The sequence below is a fragment of the Halioglobus maricola genome (assembly GCF_009388985.1).
Classification (GTDB): Bacteria; Pseudomonadota; Gammaproteobacteria; order Pseudomonadales; family Halieaceae; genus Halioglobus; species Halioglobus maricola.
The window spans coordinates 2,681,055-2,699,436 of record NZ_CP036422.1 but is presented as its reverse complement, the minus strand read 5'-3'; the positions used below and the strand labels follow the sequence as shown (position 1 = coordinate 2,699,436).

Annotated in this window: 15 protein-coding genes; 3 read left to right on the top strand and 12 right to left on the bottom strand. The window is 50.8% G+C overall.

All coding sequences use genetic code 11. The features are described from left to right. Positions 1–15 precede the first annotated feature (15 nt). The 6 genes from EY643_RS12260 to EY643_RS12235 form a co-directional block, all read right to left on the bottom strand. Entirely contained in the window at positions 16–897 is an 882-nt protein-coding gene (locus EY643_RS12260) for a cation diffusion facilitator family transporter (RefSeq protein ID WP_153239511.1), read from the bottom strand. A 174-nt stretch (positions 898–1,071) separates the two neighbouring features. Then, positions 1,072–4,212 carry an efflux RND transporter permease subunit gene (locus tag EY643_RS12255; protein ID WP_153239510.1) on the bottom strand — a complete coding sequence of 1,047 codons (3,141 nt, stop codon included), beginning with the start codon at positions 4,210–4,212 and terminating at the stop codon, positions 1,072–1,074. Between the two features lie 90 nt (positions 4,213–4,302). Further along, the gene (locus EY643_RS12250; RefSeq protein ID WP_153239509.1) at positions 4,303–5,226 is read right to left on the bottom strand and encodes an efflux RND transporter periplasmic adaptor subunit; all 924 of its coding nucleotides are present in this window, start codon (positions 5,224–5,226) and stop codon (positions 4,303–4,305) included. Continuing rightward, positions 5,226–6,569, bottom strand: coding sequence for a TolC family protein (locus tag EY643_RS12245; RefSeq protein WP_153239508.1), 1,344 nt, complete (start codon positions 6,567–6,569; stop codon positions 5,226–5,228). The genes EY643_RS12250 and EY643_RS12245 overlap by 1 nt, the downstream gene beginning before the upstream one ends. A 697-nt stretch (positions 6,570–7,266) precedes the next feature. Beyond that, positions 7,267–7,929 carry a class I SAM-dependent methyltransferase gene (locus tag EY643_RS12240; protein WP_240732689.1) on the bottom strand — a complete coding sequence of 221 codons (663 nt, stop codon included), beginning with the start codon at positions 7,927–7,929 and terminating at the stop codon, positions 7,267–7,269. 10 nt (positions 7,930–7,939) lie between these two features. Next, positions 7,940–8,839: a cation efflux transmembrane domain-containing protein gene (locus tag EY643_RS12235; protein ID WP_153239507.1), complete on the bottom strand. Its 900-nt coding sequence runs from the start codon at positions 8,837–8,839 to the stop codon at positions 7,940–7,942. A 79-nt stretch (positions 8,840–8,918) separates the two neighbouring features. On the opposite strand from EY643_RS12235, the gene cadR reads away from it, so the two are divergent. Continuing rightward, positions 8,919–9,314 carry a Cd(II)/Pb(II)-responsive transcriptional regulator gene (gene cadR / locus EY643_RS12230; RefSeq protein WP_153239506.1) on the top strand — a complete coding sequence of 132 codons (396 nt, stop codon included), beginning with the start codon at positions 8,919–8,921 and terminating at the stop codon, positions 9,312–9,314. A 360-nt stretch (positions 9,315–9,674) separates the two neighbouring features. On the opposite strand, the gene EY643_RS12225 is transcribed toward cadR, so the two are convergent. Continuing rightward, positions 9,675–9,863 carry a helix-turn-helix transcriptional regulator gene (locus EY643_RS12225; RefSeq protein WP_153241016.1) on the bottom strand — a complete coding sequence of 63 codons (189 nt, stop codon included), beginning with the start codon at positions 9,861–9,863 and terminating at the stop codon, positions 9,675–9,677. Positions 9,864–10,710: 847 nt separating this feature from the next. On the opposite strand from EY643_RS12225, the gene EY643_RS12220 reads away from it, so the two are divergent. Then, complete coding sequence (locus EY643_RS12220; RefSeq protein ID WP_170287384.1) at positions 10,711–11,394, top strand: hypothetical protein; 684 nt, start codon at positions 10,711–10,713, stop codon at positions 11,392–11,394. Between the two features lie 131 nt (positions 11,395–11,525). Here the strand turns inward: EY643_RS12220 and EY643_RS12215 are convergent, their stop codons facing one another. The 5 genes from EY643_RS12215 to EY643_RS12195 all read right to left on the bottom strand — a co-directional run bounded on the left by EY643_RS12215 (position 11,526) and on the right by EY643_RS12195 (position 17,267). Next, positions 11,526–11,939, bottom strand: coding sequence for a hypothetical protein (locus EY643_RS12215; protein WP_153239504.1), 414 nt, complete (start codon positions 11,937–11,939; stop codon positions 11,526–11,528). Continuing rightward, complete coding sequence (locus tag EY643_RS12210; RefSeq protein WP_153239503.1) at positions 11,926–13,917, bottom strand: tyrosine-type recombinase/integrase; 1,992 nt, start codon at positions 13,915–13,917, stop codon at positions 11,926–11,928. Before EY643_RS12210 ends, EY643_RS12215 begins: the two co-directional genes overlap by 14 nt. After that, positions 13,914–15,584 carry a hypothetical protein gene (locus tag EY643_RS12205; RefSeq protein ID WP_153239502.1) on the bottom strand — a complete coding sequence of 557 codons (1,671 nt, stop codon included), beginning with the start codon at positions 15,582–15,584 and terminating at the stop codon, positions 13,914–13,916. Before EY643_RS12205 ends, EY643_RS12210 begins: the two co-directional genes overlap by 4 nt. Positions 15,585–15,596: 12 nt before the next feature. Then, on the bottom strand, positions 15,597–16,835 hold the full coding sequence (locus EY643_RS12200) for a tyrosine-type recombinase/integrase (RefSeq protein WP_240732688.1): 1,239 nt from the start codon (positions 16,833–16,835) through the stop codon (positions 15,597–15,599). 72 nt (positions 16,836–16,907) lie between these two features. Further along, positions 16,908–17,267, bottom strand: coding sequence for a secondary thiamine-phosphate synthase enzyme YjbQ (locus EY643_RS12195; RefSeq protein WP_153239501.1), 360 nt, complete (start codon positions 17,265–17,267; stop codon positions 16,908–16,910). A 237-nt stretch (positions 17,268–17,504) separates the two neighbouring features. Between EY643_RS12195 and EY643_RS12190 the strand changes: the two genes are divergently transcribed. Further along, positions 17,505–18,380 carry an SDR family NAD(P)-dependent oxidoreductase gene (locus tag EY643_RS12190; protein ID WP_153239500.1) on the top strand — a complete coding sequence of 292 codons (876 nt, stop codon included), beginning with the start codon at positions 17,505–17,507 and terminating at the stop codon, positions 18,378–18,380. Positions 18,381–18,382 lie beyond the last annotated feature (2 nt).

The window sequence follows — 18,382 nt, the reverse complement described above, 5'->3', positions numbered from 1 at the left end:
TATCTCTATAAGTCTTCAATTGTCTCGGCAATATTCGTCCGGAAACTCAAACTCGATGGTCGTATGGAGGAAGCTAAAAGGATCAAGAACTTTGCCAATTTCCTCCTTCATCTCCTTCTGCCTCTCCGAATCTACAGTCTTATCTAACCGTAGATGGGCCGTTAACACATGACTTTCGCCATCCAGCGACCACAAATGAACATGGTGAGTCTCTTCAACGTGCTCTATTTCGAGCAATGCCTCCACGACGCGAGAATGGAGAGAGCCGCTCGGAGTACCTTGCATAAGCAGAGAAATCGCTTCGATAAAGTTTCTCACCACGTTGACGAGTATAAAAAGTGTGAACCCAATAGACAGCAACGGATCGAGAATGGGCCAATCCACAAACATCAAAGTCACTGCAACAATCAGCACCGCAACCCATCCCAGGACATCTTCTAGCAGGTGCCAATTCAACACCCGCTCGTTCAAAGTTTTCCCATGACTCAATTTGAAGGCCGCATATCCATTTACAACAACCCCCAGGATGGCAAGCCAAAACATACCGACCGCGTGCGGTTGCTGTGGCTCAAAGAGTCGGGGGATTGCGGCGTTGAGAACCCATAAAGAGCCTGCGATGAGAACCAGCCCATTTATCAGCGCTCCCAGTAGTGAGAATCGCTGGTAACCGTAGGTGAATGACCCGTTTGGCTCTTTGCTCCCCAGCTTGCTGAGCAACCACGCCAGCCCGATAGAAAGACTATCTCCCAGATCATGTACAGCATCCGCCATAATCGCAGTGCTGTTTGTCAGCACGCCTCCAACGAACTCGATAATGGTAAACGAGACATTCAAAAAGAATGCCCAACCGATTCGATTGGAGGAGGAATTCTTATGGTCGTGTTGGTGATCGTGCATAACAATTTTTCTACATAAATAGTACGTCTGTTCGAAGTTGACCCTTGTGCACCCGGAAGGTGTCCATTGATCCGATGTCTACCACACTCGCTCGGACATAATGAAAGTTACACCTTCTAGTGACTGGAAGGTCAACTATTTCTGCAGCGTCACCGTGAAAAACTTTTACACTTTTCATGTCGAAGCCAACTCTGTAGACACTGTTGCAGCTTTCGGCTTCCGATAGGCCATCCGATAGAGCCCGGGCAACACAACGAGTGTCAGTAAGGTGGAAGACATAATGCCGCCAATCACCACTGTGGCGAGCGGACGTTGCACCTCGGCACCAGTACTTGTATTGAGTGCCATCGGCAAGAACCCCAGGGCAGCCACGAGCGCCACCATCAGGATGGGGCGCAACCGCAACATGGCACCGTCGTGAATCGATGCATCGATATCTTTGCCACTTGCCAGCCCGTCGCGGAACGCCGATACCATCATGACGCCTGTCAGTACCGATACGCCGCACAGGGTGATGAACCCAACGCCTGCGGTGATCGATAGCGGTATATCACGCAGCCATAACGAAATCACACCACCCGTCAAGGCAAGGGGAACACCGCTAAAAACCAGCACAGCGTCTTTCGCTGAGCCGAACGTCATCATCAATAGTGCGAAGATCATCACCAGCGTTACTGGCACCAGTAGGCTTAGCCGCTTAGAGGCTGACTCTAGCTGTTCGAATGTGCCGCCGTAGCTCAACCAATAACCGGGGGGGATTTTGACCTGTTCTTCCACCTGTTGCTGAACTTCGGCAACAAAGCCTGCCAGATCTCTGTTTCGAACATTGGTACTGACCACCAGTCGTCGCTTCCCATTTTCTCGCGAAATCTGGTTCGCACCCGGCGCCAGTTTTACCGTCGCCACCTCGCCAAGGGGTACATAGCCACCCCTGGGTAAGGGGATTGGCAGGCGCTCCAGCGTACGGAGATCACTACGTAGGCGCTCGGACAGCCGCACCACAATCGAGAATCGTCTGTCACCCTCAAAAACAAGTCCCGCATCCTCGCCGCCAGTAGCGGCCGCGATGACTTCCTGGACATCGGCAACATTGAGGCCGTAGCGATACAGGGACGGCCGGTCTGCTTCAATCGATAGGATTGGCAGACCTGACACCTGTTCGACCTTAACCCCTTCTGCGCCATCGATGCTATTGATGACCTCGGCGATTTCATTGCCAGAGCGCAACAGTTGCCCCAAATCGTCACCAAACACCTTCACCCCGAGGTCAGAGCGCACACCGGAAATCAGTTCATTGAAGCGCAACTGAATGGGCTGGCTGATTTCAAACGCATTGCCAGGCAATTGCGCCAGTTTCTCGTCTATGTCTTCCAGCAACTGTGTTTTGGACTTATCCGGGTCTGGCCACTCCTCTCGGTCCTTGAGCATTACGTAGCCATCGGAAATATTAGGCCCCATGGGATCGCTGGCGACTTCAGCAGTCCCTACACGCGAGAAGTAGGTTTTCACTTCGGGGAGTTCGAGAATCGCGCGCTCCAGCTGAAACTGCATCTCAAGCGATTGAGTCAGGCTCGTGCCTGGTATGCGTAGTGCTTGTATCGCAACATCCCCCTCATCCAGGTTTGGAATGAATTCAGCGCCCATCCGGGTTGCCAACCAACCACAGCCGAGCACAAACAGCACCGCGCTGAGGAATACGGGAAGTCGGAATTTCAGAGCAGCCGTCAACGTGGGGAGGTACAGTGATTTGGCGCCGCGAACAATGGCGTTGTCCTTTTCCTTTATGTGCCCGGTGAGCAGCAGAGCAACGGCCGCCGGTACAAACGTGAGTGAGAGTATTAACGCCGAAACCAATGCCATAATCACTGCCATAGCCATAGGCGTGAACATCTTGCCCTCAACGCCCGTCAGGGCCAGAATCGGGAGGTTGACCAGAATCACGACCAGCACGCTGATCAGACTGGGGGTAAACACCTCTCTAGTGGCGGTAAACACTGTCTGCAAACGCTCCTCCAGCTTCAAGAGGCGACCGAGATGTTGCTGGCGTTCGGAGAGTCGGAGGATACAGTTTTCAACAATGATAACGGCACCATCGACGATCAGACCAAAATCCAGCGCACCCAGGCTCATCAGATTGGCGCTGACCTTGGTTTCCACCATGCCGGACATCAACATGAGCATGGACAGGGGTATGACCATCGCTGTGAGCAGTGCAGCGCGGACATTTCCCAGCATCACCAGCAGTACAACGACTACTAATACGGCGCCTTCTAGCAAATTTGTCTGCACCGTGGTTATGGTTTTATCTACCAGCACCGTGCGGTCGTAGACAGGCTCAGCAGTGACCCCTTCGGGAAGGGTTTTGTTGATCTCAGAAAGTTTCTCAGCCACCGCGGCTGATACAGTTCGGCTGTTGGCTCCGAGTAACATTACCGCTGTTCCCAGAACCGTTTCCTTCCCATCCAGCGTGGCGGCACCGGTGCGCAGTTGTTTGCCGAAACCGACATCAGCGACATCGGATATTGTGATCGGCACGTTATCGCGATGGGCGACGATTACGCTCTCTATAGACGCTATATCAGATACCTGACCCGGCGCACGAATAAGGTACTGCTCGCCGTTTTTCTCTATATAGCCTGCCCCAACGTTGGCGTTATTTTTTGGTAGCGCATCTACCAGATCATCAAAGGTCAGACCGTAGGCTAGCAATCCAGCGGGATCAGGGGTGATGTGGAACTCTTTTTCATAGCCCCCAATGGTGTTGATCTCTGTCACCCCTGGCACCAGACGCAATTGCGGCCGAATAACCCAATCTTGCAGCGTGCGCAGCGCCATCGCGTCGTAGGGTTCGCCATTGTCTTGTCTTGCCCCGGGCTCAGCTTTCACCGCGTAGTGAAATATTTCACCCAGCCCTGTAGCAACAGGACCCATGACAGGCTCAATGCCCGAGGGCATCTCACTCTTGGCTTGCTGCAAGCGTTCATTGATGAGATTGCGAGCAAAGTAGATATCGGTACCCTTCTCAAATACAACAGTGACCTGGGATAGGGCGTAGCGGGATATGGATCGGGTCTGCTCCACAAGGGGTAGCCCGGTGATTGCCAGTTCCACCAGATAGGTGATTCGTTGCTCAACTTCCAGAGGTGAGTAACCAGGCGCCTCGGTATTAATCTGGACCTGCACATTGGTGATGTCGGGGACCGCATCGATGGGAAGTTTTTGGTAGTTCCAGACGCCGACCGCAGCCACTATCGCAACCAGAAAGACAACCAGCCAGCGGCGGGCAATGGAAAACTGGATAAGCGCATCAATCATAGTACGAACCTGCTAGCGGCTTTTACGACACAGACTTTAAGTCGCGAAGCCAATTGACTTGTGAAGGGAAAATTCTGTCCTTGGGGAGCCCTAGTCATCATGTTCAAGGTCCTCCTTGCCCAGTTCAGACTTCAGGGTGAAACTGTTGGTGGATACATAGGCCTCTCCGGCTCGTAACCCTTCCAGCACTTCACTGACCTGACCATCGCTACGTCCCAGAATTACAGGCCGTGGTTCAAAGCCCTCATCGCCAGCTACAAAAACAACACTTTCATCCTCGATTATTTGAATGGCTTTATCCTGAATAACCGTCGCTACTACTGCCTCAGAAAGGAACACTTCTGCGGTGATAAAGTGTCCAGGTATCCACTGCCGATCCGGGTTGTCGAGGAGGACTCTTGCCGTGGTGGTCTGGTTGGTGCTGCTGCCTACAGGCAAAATGGCGATGATCTTGCCTTTTCCGGTAACGGTGGCATCACGGGTTTCGATTCTGACTGGCTGCCCGACGTGCACTTTGGAAAGGTCTGCCGGAAATACTGCGAGCTCCACCCACACGGTGGAGTAGTCGCCGATCACAAACAACGTTCTGCCGTCAGTCTGCTCGCCCACATTGGCACTACGCTGCGCGACAACGCCGTCAAGCGAAGCAACCACGGGGTAGGACTTCAGGCTCTCGTTGCTTTCCACTGTTGCCAGCGTTTCACCCCGTTGCACTGCATCGCCCACCTGTTTGGCCACGCTTTTGATGACGCCAGGGAAACGAGCGGAGACAGCCTGCTGGCGCAGCGCATTGGGCACGACCTGTCCGTATAGCGGAAGGGTCTCACGTATGCTTGCAGGCCCGACACGATCAAGGGTTATTCCGGCGTGTTTGACTTGCTCTGGCGTTAGAGTGATATGGCCCTCCTCACTGTGGGCCTCTTCATCAGCGGATGCAACTACCCAACCAAACGAAGTGGCCAATATGAGCAGGTGCAGCCAGGAAATGATGCGCTTTCGTGTAAGTGTTTGCATTAGTCAGATTCCTGCTCAATGTTACTGGAACCGGGCTCCAGTGAAGGTAATAGGGGTTCAGAGGTGAGTTGTTCTATCGTGGCGCCACTTTGGAGCGCAGCCGAGGCTGCCGCTATCAGGGCGTACTCTGCTGAGAGTAGTTCCTGTTGTGCCGCAGCCCACTCCTGATAGCTATAGCGTCCGTTTTCGTAGGCCGCCTGGGTTTGCTGTAGCGCGCGTTGTAATAAGGGGATGACATCGCTTCGGAGTGAGTTAGCTGTTTCTATCCCTAGCCTCCGCTGCTGATACGCGTCGAAAAGACTAGCGCGCAGATTGAGAAGGGCGGACTCGCGGCGCATTGAGACCTCATCCCGAGCAGCTCTTGCAGATTGGAGGGCGCCGGTATTCCGCTTAGCGCCGACCAGCGGAATGCTCAATCCAGCAACAAAAGCAGTATCGTTTGTTTCCTGGTATTGCCGAATGCCTACAGACCAGCCGATATCGGTATTGGACTGGGACGTGGCGAGTTGAAATTCCGCTTCGCGTAAGCGCTCCTCGCTGGCGAAGAACTCGATAGCCGGGTTCTGGATTGCTCGCTGATAGAGTGCGTCAAAGTCACCGACATTGCCCAGATTATCTAAGTTGCCAGCCACTCGCACAAAACCGGGCTCCATATCTCCCCACAATACGGAGAGTGAAAGCCGGGCGGCTCGCAGCCGATTCTGTCCTTCACTCACTACCAACTCAGCCTGTGCCAAATTCGCTCGCGCCCGAAGGGGCTCTGCCTCGGGAGCAGCGCCAGCGCGGGCGCGGTGCTCTACTGATTGGACAACCTCTTGCGCAAGCGACCTGGCATTGACCGCAAGATCAAGTCGTGCCTGGGTGGCGACCACCTCCACATAGCGGCGGGTCACCTCACCCATCAGATCCAGGGCGCGGGTCTGGCGCTCTCCAGCGATTACCTGTCGTTGAGCTTCGACAGCCGCAACTCGCGCCTCTCGCTTGTCGCCCAATTCGATAACTGACGATAGGGCAAGGGTAAATTCTGCACTATCGAACCCACTGTAATCGTCGGTGCCGCCAATGTTTTCAGCTTCCGCGCTCAGGTCAATCGGCGGCGCTAGACTGGCGTTTTGCACCAGGCCCTGCAGACCGGTCTCTCTGAGCCGATAAACCTGGAGGTCCGGGTTCTCGGAAAGAGCGAGTTTTATCGCGGACCCCAGCGTCATCGCTGTGTCGCTCCGCTCAGCGGCATTTGCGGGCAATGCCAGCAGGGCCGCGAAGAGGCAGCAGAGAAAAGTGAGTATCGAAGATCGATACCCATCAATATAGCGGGTTTGCGCCCCGCAGATAGTTTGATACATCCTGTTATGTCCCTAGCTTAGGTCTACCTGTTTTTGCCTGGATCGCCGAGGCGAAACACAAGCTCAAAACAACGCAGCTGCCGCCAAACTCAGTATCCGGGATACGATTTTCAACAGGGATACGCGTACATCCCCGAGGTATTTCAGGTACGGAATTTGTGTAGCAGAATGCGCTTTCTCGCCAGGTGTGGCGAGATCAGGCGGTCGCAGGGGGCCTAAGAAGGGGGTCTTGGTACTGAGAGTGGTATGAAGGAGAGGGAGGAGCAACGAAGTGCCGCCCAAAGAGAGCTGACACGCTATTCACCAAGCTGCCTATGCCCAATACATGGCAGTGGCCGTGGGAATGACAACAATTGGTGTCGAATATGTCTTCCGAGTCATGTTGTCCATGATCAGATTGGCTGTTAACAGAGTGATTCGCGCTATCCGTAGATTGTGTATGCCCTGCCTCATCGCCAGCGAAAACCGCGTAATGCTCGCCGAGGCCAGCCATCACTGACTGGCTGGTTAGCAGCGCCAAAATACATATGGCTATTGTGCGGCGGAATTTAATCATTGTCTCGAGGACGGATCATTCAACAGTTTTAAGACCACAGATCGTAGCACAAGTGTTTAAAGAACACACCGTACCACCTCTGGGCCACAGGGGTTTGGTAGATTTTTGGTCTTGGATGTCTTATTCGTGAGTTCCACAGAATTAGCTCTCCTTTGCCTGGAACAATCTGATGGTACCTAAAGCGGTAGGAATGCATACGCCTCTGGCTATATCGAGAAATCCAGCCTCCTCAAGTAAGACCGGCAGCAAGTCCTCCACGCTATCCCGGGTTGTTTCGAAGCCGTCGAGACACTGAACCAGCAAGAATAGGCCACGTTGAACCAATGACGATGGCTTACCCCAGTCGGCAATGTGCAGTTGTCCTCCCGGTTTAAGGACACGGCGAATCTCATGCAGCACTTCAAGTTTTTGCCGTCGGTTCAGGTGGTGGAAAAATAGGCTCGACACTGCCATGTCAAAAGTGGCCGATTCGAACGGCATGTCTTGAGCAAACCCTTGTTGCAAGCTCACGCACTGATTTGCTGACGTAAGCCTATTTCTGGCGATCTCAAGTGCGCCTGGATCAGCGTCCAGGCCTGTAATCGTCAACGATGGCTCTCGTTCGGCAAACATCCGGGTCAATGTGCCTGTTCCGCAGCCAATATCGAGCAGGTGATGTCTAGCAAGCGGGGCAGTCTGGTTTACCAGTGCGGACTTGAACGTTGCTTCTCGCGTCGTCAGGGAAACCACCTGATCGTAATACCGCGTTAGCGCATGATATTTGAGGGCCGGAATATATGATTGGGTATTGGAAGGTTTCATCATACTTCTCTGTTCAGGATCTAAGCTTCAGTATTCTGTAGGCACCGTTCAGAACGACCCCGGCGATGATGAAGCCAATGATCAGGTCCGGATAGCGTGACCCTGTCCAGGCGACCAGGGCTCCGGCAATAATGATACCCAGGTTAGCGATGACGTCATTGGCAGAGAAAATCCAACTGGCTCTCATGTGCACTCCACCTTCGCGATGCTTGGTGATGAGCGCCAAGCACAACACGTTAGCTGCGAGAGCTATTAGACCGAACGACATCATCAAGTTTGAGTCCGGTTCACTGCCGTACAGGAATCGACGAACAACCTCACTCAATGCGCCGAGAGCCAGAATAACCTGCAGCCAGCCTGAAAAATGCGCAGCCCTCAATTTCATCTGAGCACTTTGGCCGACGGCATAGAGTGCGACGCCGTAGACCGCCGCATCGGCAAACATGTCCAGCGAATCTGCAATCAGACCAGTGGATTGCGCCCACCAGCCAACCACTATCTCCACGACAAACATAATGCCGTTAATTGCTAGCAGCCACTTGAGAACGCCCATTTCCTTCTCTGCTGTGTCCTGGGCGGTTTCCTGGGCACAAGCGATCGCATCGTCAGACACTGGCTCGGTGCTCTTACGCCGGGCCCCAAGGCCTATGGAAAGCATCCGTTCTTCAACCGCTTCTGTGTCCTCACCATGGAAAATGCGGACTTTCCGATTGGGCGTATCAAACTCCAGAACAACGCTCGGCTTCACACCCTCCAGCGCCATACGGATGATTCCCTCCTCTGAGGGGCAATCCATTTTGGGCACATCATATTCACTGACAAAGCCGACTGCTGAAAGGTCGCCATTTGTCGCATCCTGGGTAGGACTCTTCGTTTTATTGCCCTGACAACAACTGTCATTTTGATCAGTCATACAGGCCTCTTGTCACGTTAATGCATTGCAGTCTAAACTCTATAGTTACTATAGAGTCAAGCACCAGGGCGAACCCCCAATGAAAATCGGTAAACTCGCAAAATTGACCGGCTGCTCTGTGCAAGCCATTCGTTACTATGAAAAGGAGAATTTGCTGCCTTCGACCCAACGCAGTGAAGGAAACTTCCGCCTTTACGACGACAGTCACATAGAGCAGCTGTCATTTATCAAACTCTGTCGTGGACTGGACCTCAGCTTGTCAGAGATTCGCCAATTGTTGGAACTGAAGCGCTCGCCAGGGGCTCAATGTGATGAGGTGAATCGCATGATGGAGACGCATATTCAGCAGGTAGAGACGAGAATTCGCGAACTGATGCAGCTAAATGCACAATTGAAGTCACTGCGCCGCCATTGCTCAGATCAGCAAACAGTAGAGCACTGTGGAATTTTACAATCGTTGTCGTCTGGGCAGTGACTACAGCACTATCAATGATTTGGTCAAACTACTTCACTTGAGGCGCCATGAAAAGCGTGTTTGGAGCCTCAGCTTGGCAACTTCAAGCAGTCCAGCGGTTTTAAGCGCCGGTAGGGTGCAAGTCGATGCGGAGAGCTCTGGGGTGGCGAGCTTTTGATAGTATTTCGGCTTTGTCGGGAGAAGGATAGGCCTCCATGGAAGTTCAAAGCTGTCCTGCCAGATTGTTTGAGAGAGGCGTGGTTCCGAGGGCGAATGGTAATGTGCCTAGGAACGGAATATCGGCTCTCGCAAATTCGTTAGAATCGAGAGTCAAGTGAAACCTTAGATTAGAAGCAAGCCACCAATGCAATGCGGCTATCTCTAGAAATCCAGTAAGTTGCCAGGAGGCATTTTTAACGCCCGGGCTATCTTAAACAGAGTACTAACTCGGATATCCCTCTTTCCACGTTCTATAAAGCCCATGTGACTCCGATCGACCCCTGCCATGTCGGCTAGAGTCTCTTGTGAAATTTGTTGAGAATTTCTTGTTTCTCTAATCCGTCGGCCCATTGACTCTAGATTACTTTCCACGCCGATACACTCCCAGCCAAAAGATAGAAATATCTGGAATTGAGCGCTATAACACCACGGGCTATAATGCTCATTTTGGAGAAATTGATGCTTTATCGGGGTTTAGACGATGGTTATTCAGTTGAAGTGCGGTAACAGTGGATAGATGGGTATGTAGATGCCAATTATCCGCGCTGACCGGTCCAAGGTAGGTTTCCCACATATTTACGAGATATATTTCTCGTTAAATGGAATGAAGACCATTTCGTACATTGGGAGGTCTTCAGGGGAAAACTCGGGATATCTATCCGGTTCTTCTGAACTCAATAGGGTGATAGCGAACACTGTTCTATGCTTCGGAAAGGAACAAGCCGAGCTAGGTTGGCACAAAATTATACTGTCCGAATTCCCGTGTGGCACCCTGGAAAGCGTTCTTGAAGACGAAGAGAAGAGACTGATACTAGAGTCGTATGAAGAATCCCGTCGCTTAGGTCCTGGTAAAAACTGGGAAATACTGAATAAAGAACACTTGCTCCGCCATTGGCGGTCCGATGCGAAGACAGTACTCGAGCGACTTAGAGAATACATTGAGCGGAAAGAGTCATCGGATAAAAGTCTAGTTCCCGCGGTTCTAACGACAACTAGGGCGCGCCCGTGCACGATGTCTTGCTCCGCTCTCAACGAAAGAGATGACGGAACTGGTGATTGGATTGGAAATAGCCCTGCCAGAACGGCCGAATTATTAGAGGCAAACTTTCTTCAAAGAGCAGTAATAAAAATTGGACGTAGTGTGCCCGTTTCAATAAGTATGATGGTACACCCCTGTCTAATGCGAACCTCAATCAAGATGCGTGTTTTGTTTGCTGTGTTGATTGAAGTGCAACGATCACAAAGCAATCTAAGTCAACACTACGCTATTAGAACCTCTACACTTAGATATCTTTTAGATGAGCCTAATATTACATCACCCGGGTTGCGGCGCATTTTCGATGACCTGTCGTGCGCCATTGGCAACGAAGAGAAAGTCCGTGTTAGTGAACTATCACTGCAAAAAAAGGTGGTCCAGTTTCTTGTTGAGTGTAGTCCCGTGCACGACACGCAGTCACCTATGATGGTTTCAATAGATTTCGAAAAATTCATGCGCGTCGCTAGCCGTGGCCAACAGGCTGCCTTGGGGAGAAGATACTTTGCCGTACAGGCAGCTTTTCAGTATTTTCAACGTACGGGTCAAGGTCTCCCGTTCGAACTGGCGATATCGCTGATGTCGGGTAAACCGATTCCGCAGGCGGGTGAATTGGAAAAGCGTAAGGAACTGCAAAGTTCGTGCAGCAAGGCTATTAAGAGCTCAGAAAACTCTCTAAAGGAGGCATTGGGGACTGCCTTTGCTACAAACTATTTTTCCAAGAAGAAACTCAGGCAAATCCAAGACCAGTTCGGAGGCATCAATTCAGATTATCAGGTGCTTATCGATAACTCCGAAACAGCTTTTGCAAACTTTCATGTAATGTTGGCTGACTCAACAGTCGGTTGAGCACGAGTCTACGATCTGGTTTAGGTCATTATCAGAAGCCCAAAGTAGAGTAAATAACAGCCACAATATCTTCCGATACCATCGCACTGGATTGATAAGTAGCATCTATAAGCTGATCCATCTGAAGTCACTCATAACACATCACCTTCTGAACTCATTGGCTTTTCTAACCGCGTTACGTTTCCTTCCCTGAGCATTTCGTTCTCTCGTTTCAACTCTTCGTTGAGGGAGGTTAGCGCGTTTACTATATTTAGAAGCTTCTGGTGCTGCTTTTGCAGTCGTTTGATACGTTTGGAGGCAGATTCTCTTGTCTTTCGGGCATTGGCTCTCTTAACTGGCTTGGCATTAATCTCGGCGTAAGAAGTAATCTCTCCGTGTAGACCCGGGTAGCGATCGCTTCTCAAGCTATTCGGTAGACTTCCAGCCTCTTTGGCGACATTAGAGAGAGACACGGGGGAGCCTTTGGCCAGAATGATTGGTTCGTCATTTTTCAGTCGCTCAAACGCAGCTCGCATTTCTGATTCAACAGTCTTAGGACGTGGCATGGAAATATACCTCAATGGCTTCGTTTTCGGCCTTCAGTTTCGAATGCCTCGGGGTATTTTCAACTAAATCGTTTAGTTCCTCCGCATTGTTGTCGTACATAATTTTAAGTCGCTTGCGGTTTCGTTTGGAGAAAACAGCGTCCTTGCAAGGGCCGCTGCCATCGACACCAGCGCAATGTACAGCAGACTCTACTCCACCGTACTCGCAACTCTGTGTCATGCAAAAGCCGAGTAGTGTTTGTCTTGCAGCGATCTCCCCCTTCTTTGCAAGGGCCTCAAGTTTCTTGTGATCACGCTTTTCAATTAGATTAAGAGTGTCGACATTGATCAGGTTGTTTCCAGTCGCGTGGACATTTTCACCCAAGGTGTTATCAGCTATTTCGCTTAGGTTCCTTATTGTCGCTCTATAGCTTTCCGTCACAACAGCCTGTTCCGCAGCGGTATTCATTCGCAAGCGAGTATAATTGCGACCATAGTAGTAGCTTTGATTGAGGCTTTTGTGTTTCATCATCCACTGAATGACTGATTCCGGTACGTCGGAGGTAAATAGGTTTACGGCCAACGTGCGCCGTAGTTGGTGTGCGCTGAACGACCAAATCCCACCAACCTTGAACCAGCTCTTCTCTGTGAGGCGCGGTGTAAGTTGGTACGCAATCTTGTAATCTTCTTCAGTGATGGAAAAGTTGGCTTCTTCGAAGACAAGAGGGTTTTTTTCTACAAACTTACCCAAACCCCATTGGCTCAAATTCAGGGAAGTAGAGCCTCTGTGCCAGCATTCTATCTGGCCTGTCATAAGATATGGGTTTCTGGCAAATTCTTGTGTGACTGACTTGAATGTATTGTCTATGCGCAAATGACCTAGAAACTTGAGGATGTTCACCGCGCGTTCAACTGAGGTTGGCACCACCCAGCGTGCGTCACTGTCAGGGTCTGTCTTCGTGGTTTCACCCACCAATAGCCCGATGTTTCCAAGAGTGGGGTCGTAGTCTAAGTGAAAGCAATCTGAGCGCAAGGACAACCCCTCTCCAACACGCTGAATACTGTGTGCCAGGATAAATGTGAATGCGCAATCTCGGACTAGATTCGCGTAGGAGGACAGAGCCGCGGTATCATATGTAGGATCAGGTACGTAGCCAACCCATTGGTTTAATAGATTCGCTATACCATAGTTTTCAAAAAAGGCCTTCGAACCACCTGGATAAACCCGTCTTGGCTTCCTCGAGCTATGATTTATATAGTTGACGTCCACTTCTGAGTTGTGAAATGGGCTCATCTGGCTGTAGCCATTTTCTATGTTGTGCCGGTACGCATTTGATATCCATACCCAGGCCTTTTCGAAAGCTGCTTGGTGTGTTTGAAATGCGTCCATAACAGTCTCGGTGCTCTGAATCAATGACATCCAAAGGCGTGGAGGTATGTAAGCACTCTGCGTATTTATGTGGGGAATACGATGTCGGGCGAGTTCTTCGATGAAAGCGGCATCAGCTATCTTCCAGCCAAGGAACTCCTCTGATCTCAACAAGCTATTCAGGACGCCGAACAATTTTTCGTGCTGTGCTGGCTGAAAATATTTCATAACGTCGCCAGCCAACCGTGGAAAGCGATATAGCTGATCTACGCTTACGTTATGAGAATCTGCAAGTTTGCAGAGCTTGGCTAGAGTGTAAAACGGGTGGTTGACTGACTGTACTTTTCCAGGAAAAAGCGGCATGTGATACAGATACAAAAAGATCAACTGTTTGAGTAGGTCATTGTTCTTTGAAGTGAGTTTATGTTTGCCAAAATTAAATCCTTTGCTGCCGTAGGCGCTGAAGTCCCACCTGTCATCGGAATATTTTGAAAGTGGGTTTCCGTCTTTGTCTACAGAAACGTAAAAGTCATCCGGAGGAGGGAAGGTGCAAGGTTGGTAGTTACGAAGTTCTGATGCTTCCTGGGATGACTCGAGATTTCCACAGAATCGAAGTGCATGCTTGTTCATCTAGACTCCCAGAAATTTAAGACATTTTTCCACGTTGGGTGATAGTCACCCTCTTCAATCCGCAAAAGCGCCTCTTCCACCCATTTCCGCGACTTTTCGTTTCGATCTTTGAAGGCTTGAAGTTTATTCGACAAACGATCAATCACTAGATCGGAGGGGATTTCACGTTTGATGGGTTGTGCGGCTTCAATCAGTTTTAGGTGTCTAAACGTTGCTAACGACCAAACATAGTCCTCGGAGTCGATGTCACGGTGACTCTTGCACCACAGGCAGCCGGATTCGTTGATACAGTTAGGGCTGATAACGCCTGATGGTTTATCTTCTGTCGATTCGGGTTTCGCGTCACAGCCGCTGTTTATCAAGCTAACCGGACTATTTTTCCAGAATTGTGTCAGCGCTGTCATTGCGCGTTGCTGTGACGGCCTCTCATAATTCTGTCGAAATACCTCCCTGGTGTGCTGGTTCATTTCATCACTGAGATTCGGGTCACCAGATTGGCGATCTAGAAAGTTTGCACGAGTGTTTCGTGTAACCCTGGGGGGAATCCAAGGCACATCATCACGTGCCGCGTGATTCTTTAACACATCGTAGTTTATAGTTCCTTTCTGCCTTCCGCTCTTTGTCGCGATAGGAAAAAGTTGGGTATCCCCCGGATAAAAATGATCGACAAAATCTATAAGACGTTTAAACCGTTCTCTGTATTCCTTGTAGATAGTAAAGCTTGCGGGTCCTTGTTTTCTGCCTTTCCGCCCGGTGACTAGCCAATCACTATTCCCCTGGGACTTGTACTTGAAGCCTTTGCGCTCAATTTGGAGAGCTAGCGATACGTTGATTCCAGTCTGATAAACGAAGACTACCAGTTCCGCTAGCAGACGGAGTCGTAAAAGGGGCGCGCGATCCCTTCCTATAGATGTTGTTGGGGCGCACATCTTTTCCGCCCATGCTCTAGACCTATTGTATCTTTTACCATCAAGTGCGCTCTGGAGGCCTGGCGGTACTATTGAGATTGGTAGAACTGTCCCATCAGGTCTAAAGGAGTTTGCTCGGATAGGTAGTTGGCCGTAGACAGACTCGATCGTTATCGCATTCGCTAGATCGACACAGTAGTAACCAAGAGTACTTGTATCGCCTAAGTGCTGCTTTTCAGCTGCTCGGCTGACTGATGTTTTTGCGGTCCGACTGAACGCTTTGACAGTTCTGGATTTATACCTTAATAACGCATGAGCAGGTCTTTCCAATATTTTGGATAAAGATTGAGATACATTGAAAGATTTATGGTAGGCCGAGCTTTTCTTTACCTCCTTTTTGATCCAGGCACTTTGGTAGCAGTATTCATCGAATGCGAGATAAATCTCCTCTAACTCATTATCGTCCAGCGATAGAACGATATTATTTTCATCCACCCATTGCATAAACGTGTTCATGTAAGAGGCATAGCCAGCTAGTGATGACACCTTGGTGCCGCGCGTTACCTCATAGTTGAAATAGTCTCTAGCTGCTTCGACGAAGGGAAGGCGATCCTTGATCACGTTTTTCCAGGTATTAGTGGTTGCACTGTGATAGAACCACCTGGGGTTGATCGCAGCCCCGCCTTTGACGAGCCAGCGACTGAGATCGGACCAGGCGCCTTCAATTTCTTTGATGGTTAGATTGTCAGGTTTCGGCATTCAGTCAATTCGCTATGAAAAATTTGGGCCTAAGAACTGGTTCGTGAACGCCATATTTACCTTTCTCGCGGTCTTTGTTGACTTCAAAAACTTTATGTAAGTCCACGTTGTGCGTGCGTCCTTGTGCATCAGCCAGTCTTTAACGTGTTCAATTGCGTCAGCGTCGCTGTTCGTCATGTAAAGCCGTGCCAGTTCAGTTCCACAGGTCGCTCTGGATTGGTGAAATTTGAAGTCATGAAACTGGGTTAAACCATCGCGAACCAAAGCCTTTCTCAGATCGTAAATGGCTGTATTCACGCTGCCTTCGCTGTATGGTTTTCCATCTTTCGTCAGAAAAACGTGAGACTTATCTTCCTTATTTGCCTTCGCTTGCCGTTTCAGTCTGGTGACGTTTGTTTGAGCATAATCAAGAATGAAATTGTGTATTGCTGAGAGGAAACGCAGGTTTCCAGCCACATCAAGTTTGGTATCAATGCCTGTGCCGGGTCCGGCCGCAACTAACAGCAGTAAATTCTCAGGATGCGTGGGCTCTGGTGTGAAAGTCGGGTCCGGTATTGCGTTTAGTAAATTTTCGATCCGGAGGGATCTGATGGAACCGATACGCGCACCAGTGAAAAAACCAAGAGTGAGCATGGCATGTAGAACTGTGTTCTGTTCGCTTGGCTTGCGTTTGAGATAAGCCAGTAAGATATCTCGGTCCACTGCAGAAAGTGGCAGAAGCCCGTCTTCAAGGGTAGTGATGTTAGTTTTTCGATGGGGGATTCTCAGGTCGGTGGTCCAAACGCCTGCCGTTCTTTGAAACCCTGTTGGGTTAAAAAACGTGACTGCCACCTGCTGGTCTTCCCACATATCGAGCTGTTTGTCGATCAGTCCTTTAGCCTTGGCCCACTTGTAGAAATTTACGACAGCGTTCATTCTTCGCGAAGGAACTGCGCTGGTTCCACTCGAAGTTTTTATTAGGTAGCCCCTGAATCGGTCTAAACAGCGGTCCTCTCGTCTGATGGGGAAATGCAACCAGTGAAGATTATTTGCTTCCAGCCAGTCAGCGTAAGCCCTCAGATCATTAGCGTTGCTACGAATTGTTTCAGATTTTGCCCTTCTTTCTGCTAAATAACGGTGAGCCTCCATCCATAGTTCTCCGTCTGACCAAAAAATGGTGTATTTGGTCTTCGGACTTCTAGACTCATCCGGAACCCACTCCCCACTGCTGCGGATATATGGTTGAGCCGAATAGGGTTGAATAAAAGCCAAAGGGCAGTGCCTGTGTGCTTAGAATTATGTCAGCTATATTTCCACTAATGTGTGGTTATGTCAATATGCTAACTAATGTGTAAGGAATATGCCCTGCCAGGTACCCAGCATCAACTCCCCCCGCTGGAACGGAATGCTGATCTGGGTGGCGGTGAGCGCACTCTTGATGTGAGCCGGCATGTCGTCCGCGCCTTCCAGGGTGTGGGTGTAGAGCGGGTCATTTTCCGGCACCAGGCGATTGAGCCAGGCTTCCAGATCGACCCGGGCTGATTCATCGTAGTTTTCCTGAATCAGCAGGGAGGCCGACGTGTGGCGAATAAACAGCGTACACAGGCCCTCGCCAGAGCCACTCTGTGCGACAAGCTGTTGCACCTGTGGCGTGAAAGCATGAAGGCCCTGGCCCTTGACGCGAATGTTGAGTTCCTGAATCACCGCTTGAATGTCGCTCTGGGGTATTGGAAGAAACCTTATCGTAACTCCGGGTCGACAAGGAGAACAATCCTGAAAAAGGAATATACCCACTATGCGTGAGGCCATTCATGCCAGGCGCTGAATACAAAGATAAACCAAGGCGTTAAACGCGTGCCGCGGCAACTGGAACTGGTGGCCGAGTAGCGGCAGTGACGCTACTGTAATCACACCAATTCGATAACAGAGGAAAACAAGCGAATGCAGGATTTCAGTGGAAAGGTCGCCGTGGTTACTGGTGGCGCTTCAGGTATAGGTCGTTCCATCGTCAAGGAATTGCTCGCGGCAGGTGCAAAGGTTGTCGTCGGCGATGTTGAGCAGGCGGCCCTGGACAAAGTGTTGGCCGAATTCTCAGAAGCAGGTGAGATCACTGGGGTGGTGACGGATGTGTCCAGCCAGACCTCGCTGGATACGCTCGCCGATGAAGTGTATGCCAAATATGGTGTGTGTCACCTGTTGTTTAACAACGCTGGTGTGGCCGCACCTTCTGCCAACGTCTGGGAAACTACCGAAAACGATTGGACCTGGGTGCACGGTGTGAATGTCGGCGGCGTGATGAACGGCATACGCGCTTTCGTACCGCGCATGATCGAGGGTGGCCAGGAAGGGCACATTATCAACACCTCATCGGGCGACGGCGGTATCTCGCCACTGCCTTACCAGTCCGTCTACGCTTCCAGTAAAGCCGCGGTGTCGTGTATCAGCGAGTGCCTTGCGGCCCAGTTGCAAAGCGAGGAGACCAGGCTGAGTGCCTCTGTGTTCTACCCTTCTGGCGGACTCCTGGACACGGGTATCTGGACCACTGACCGCAATCGCCCCGAGGAACTGGCGCGCGAGAAAGCATACGACCCAGTGCCGACTGTGGCTGATTTCAAGGTTGCTATGGAGGCTGCTGGCGTCACCCTGGAAGTGCAGGACCTTGATGAACTTGCACGGTATTGCCTGCAGGGTATTCGCGAGCAGCGCTTCGTCATTATGATTGGCGTGGAAGAAGCAGAAATCACCTTGCAGGAGCGTGCCGCTCGCATTGGGCGTAGCGAACTTCCTATCGATCTGGCGGAAATTCCACAGTTGTGAGC

What these genes read in the sequence shown, in the direction of transcription:
- EY643_RS12260 (WP_153239511.1), bottom strand. Translation starts at nt 897, where the DNA reads ATGCACGATCACCAACACGACCATAAGAATTCCTCCTCCAATCGAATC.
- EY643_RS12255 (WP_153239510.1), bottom strand. Translation starts at nt 4,212, where the DNA reads ATGATTGATGCGCTTATCCAGTTTTCCATTGCCCGCCGCTGGCTGGTT.
- EY643_RS12250 (WP_153239509.1), bottom strand. Translation starts at nt 5,226, where the DNA reads ATGCAAACACTTACACGAAAGCGCATCATTTCCTGGCTGCACCTGCTC.
- EY643_RS12245 (WP_153239508.1), bottom strand. Translation starts at nt 6,569, where the DNA reads ATGTATCAAACTATCTGCGGGGCGCAAACCCGCTATATTGATGGGTAT.
- EY643_RS12240 (WP_240732689.1), bottom strand. Translation starts at nt 7,929, where the DNA reads ATGATGAAACCTTCCAATACCCAATCATATATTCCGGCCCTCAAATAT.
- EY643_RS12235 (WP_153239507.1), bottom strand. Translation starts at nt 8,839, where the DNA reads ATGACTGATCAAAATGACAGTTGTTGTCAGGGCAATAAAACGAAGAGT.
- cadR (WP_153239506.1), top strand. Translation starts at nt 8,919, where the DNA reads ATGAAAATCGGTAAACTCGCAAAATTGACCGGCTGCTCTGTGCAAGCC.
- EY643_RS12225 (WP_153241016.1), bottom strand. Translation starts at nt 9,863, where the DNA reads ATGGGCCGACGGATTAGAGAAACAAGAAATTCTCAACAAATTTCACAA.
- EY643_RS12220 (WP_170287384.1), top strand. Translation starts at nt 10,711, where the DNA reads ATGCGTGTTTTGTTTGCTGTGTTGATTGAAGTGCAACGATCACAAAGC.
- EY643_RS12215 (WP_153239504.1), bottom strand. Translation starts at nt 11,939, where the DNA reads ATGCCACGTCCTAAGACTGTTGAATCAGAAATGCGAGCTGCGTTTGAG.
- EY643_RS12210 (WP_153239503.1), bottom strand. Translation starts at nt 13,917, where the DNA reads ATGAACAAGCATGCACTTCGATTCTGTGGAAATCTCGAGTCATCCCAG.
- EY643_RS12205 (WP_153239502.1), bottom strand. Translation starts at nt 15,584, where the DNA reads ATGCCGAAACCTGACAATCTAACCATCAAAGAAATTGAAGGCGCCTGG.
- EY643_RS12190 (WP_153239500.1), top strand. Translation starts at nt 17,505, where the DNA reads ATGCAGGATTTCAGTGGAAAGGTCGCCGTGGTTACTGGTGGCGCTTCA.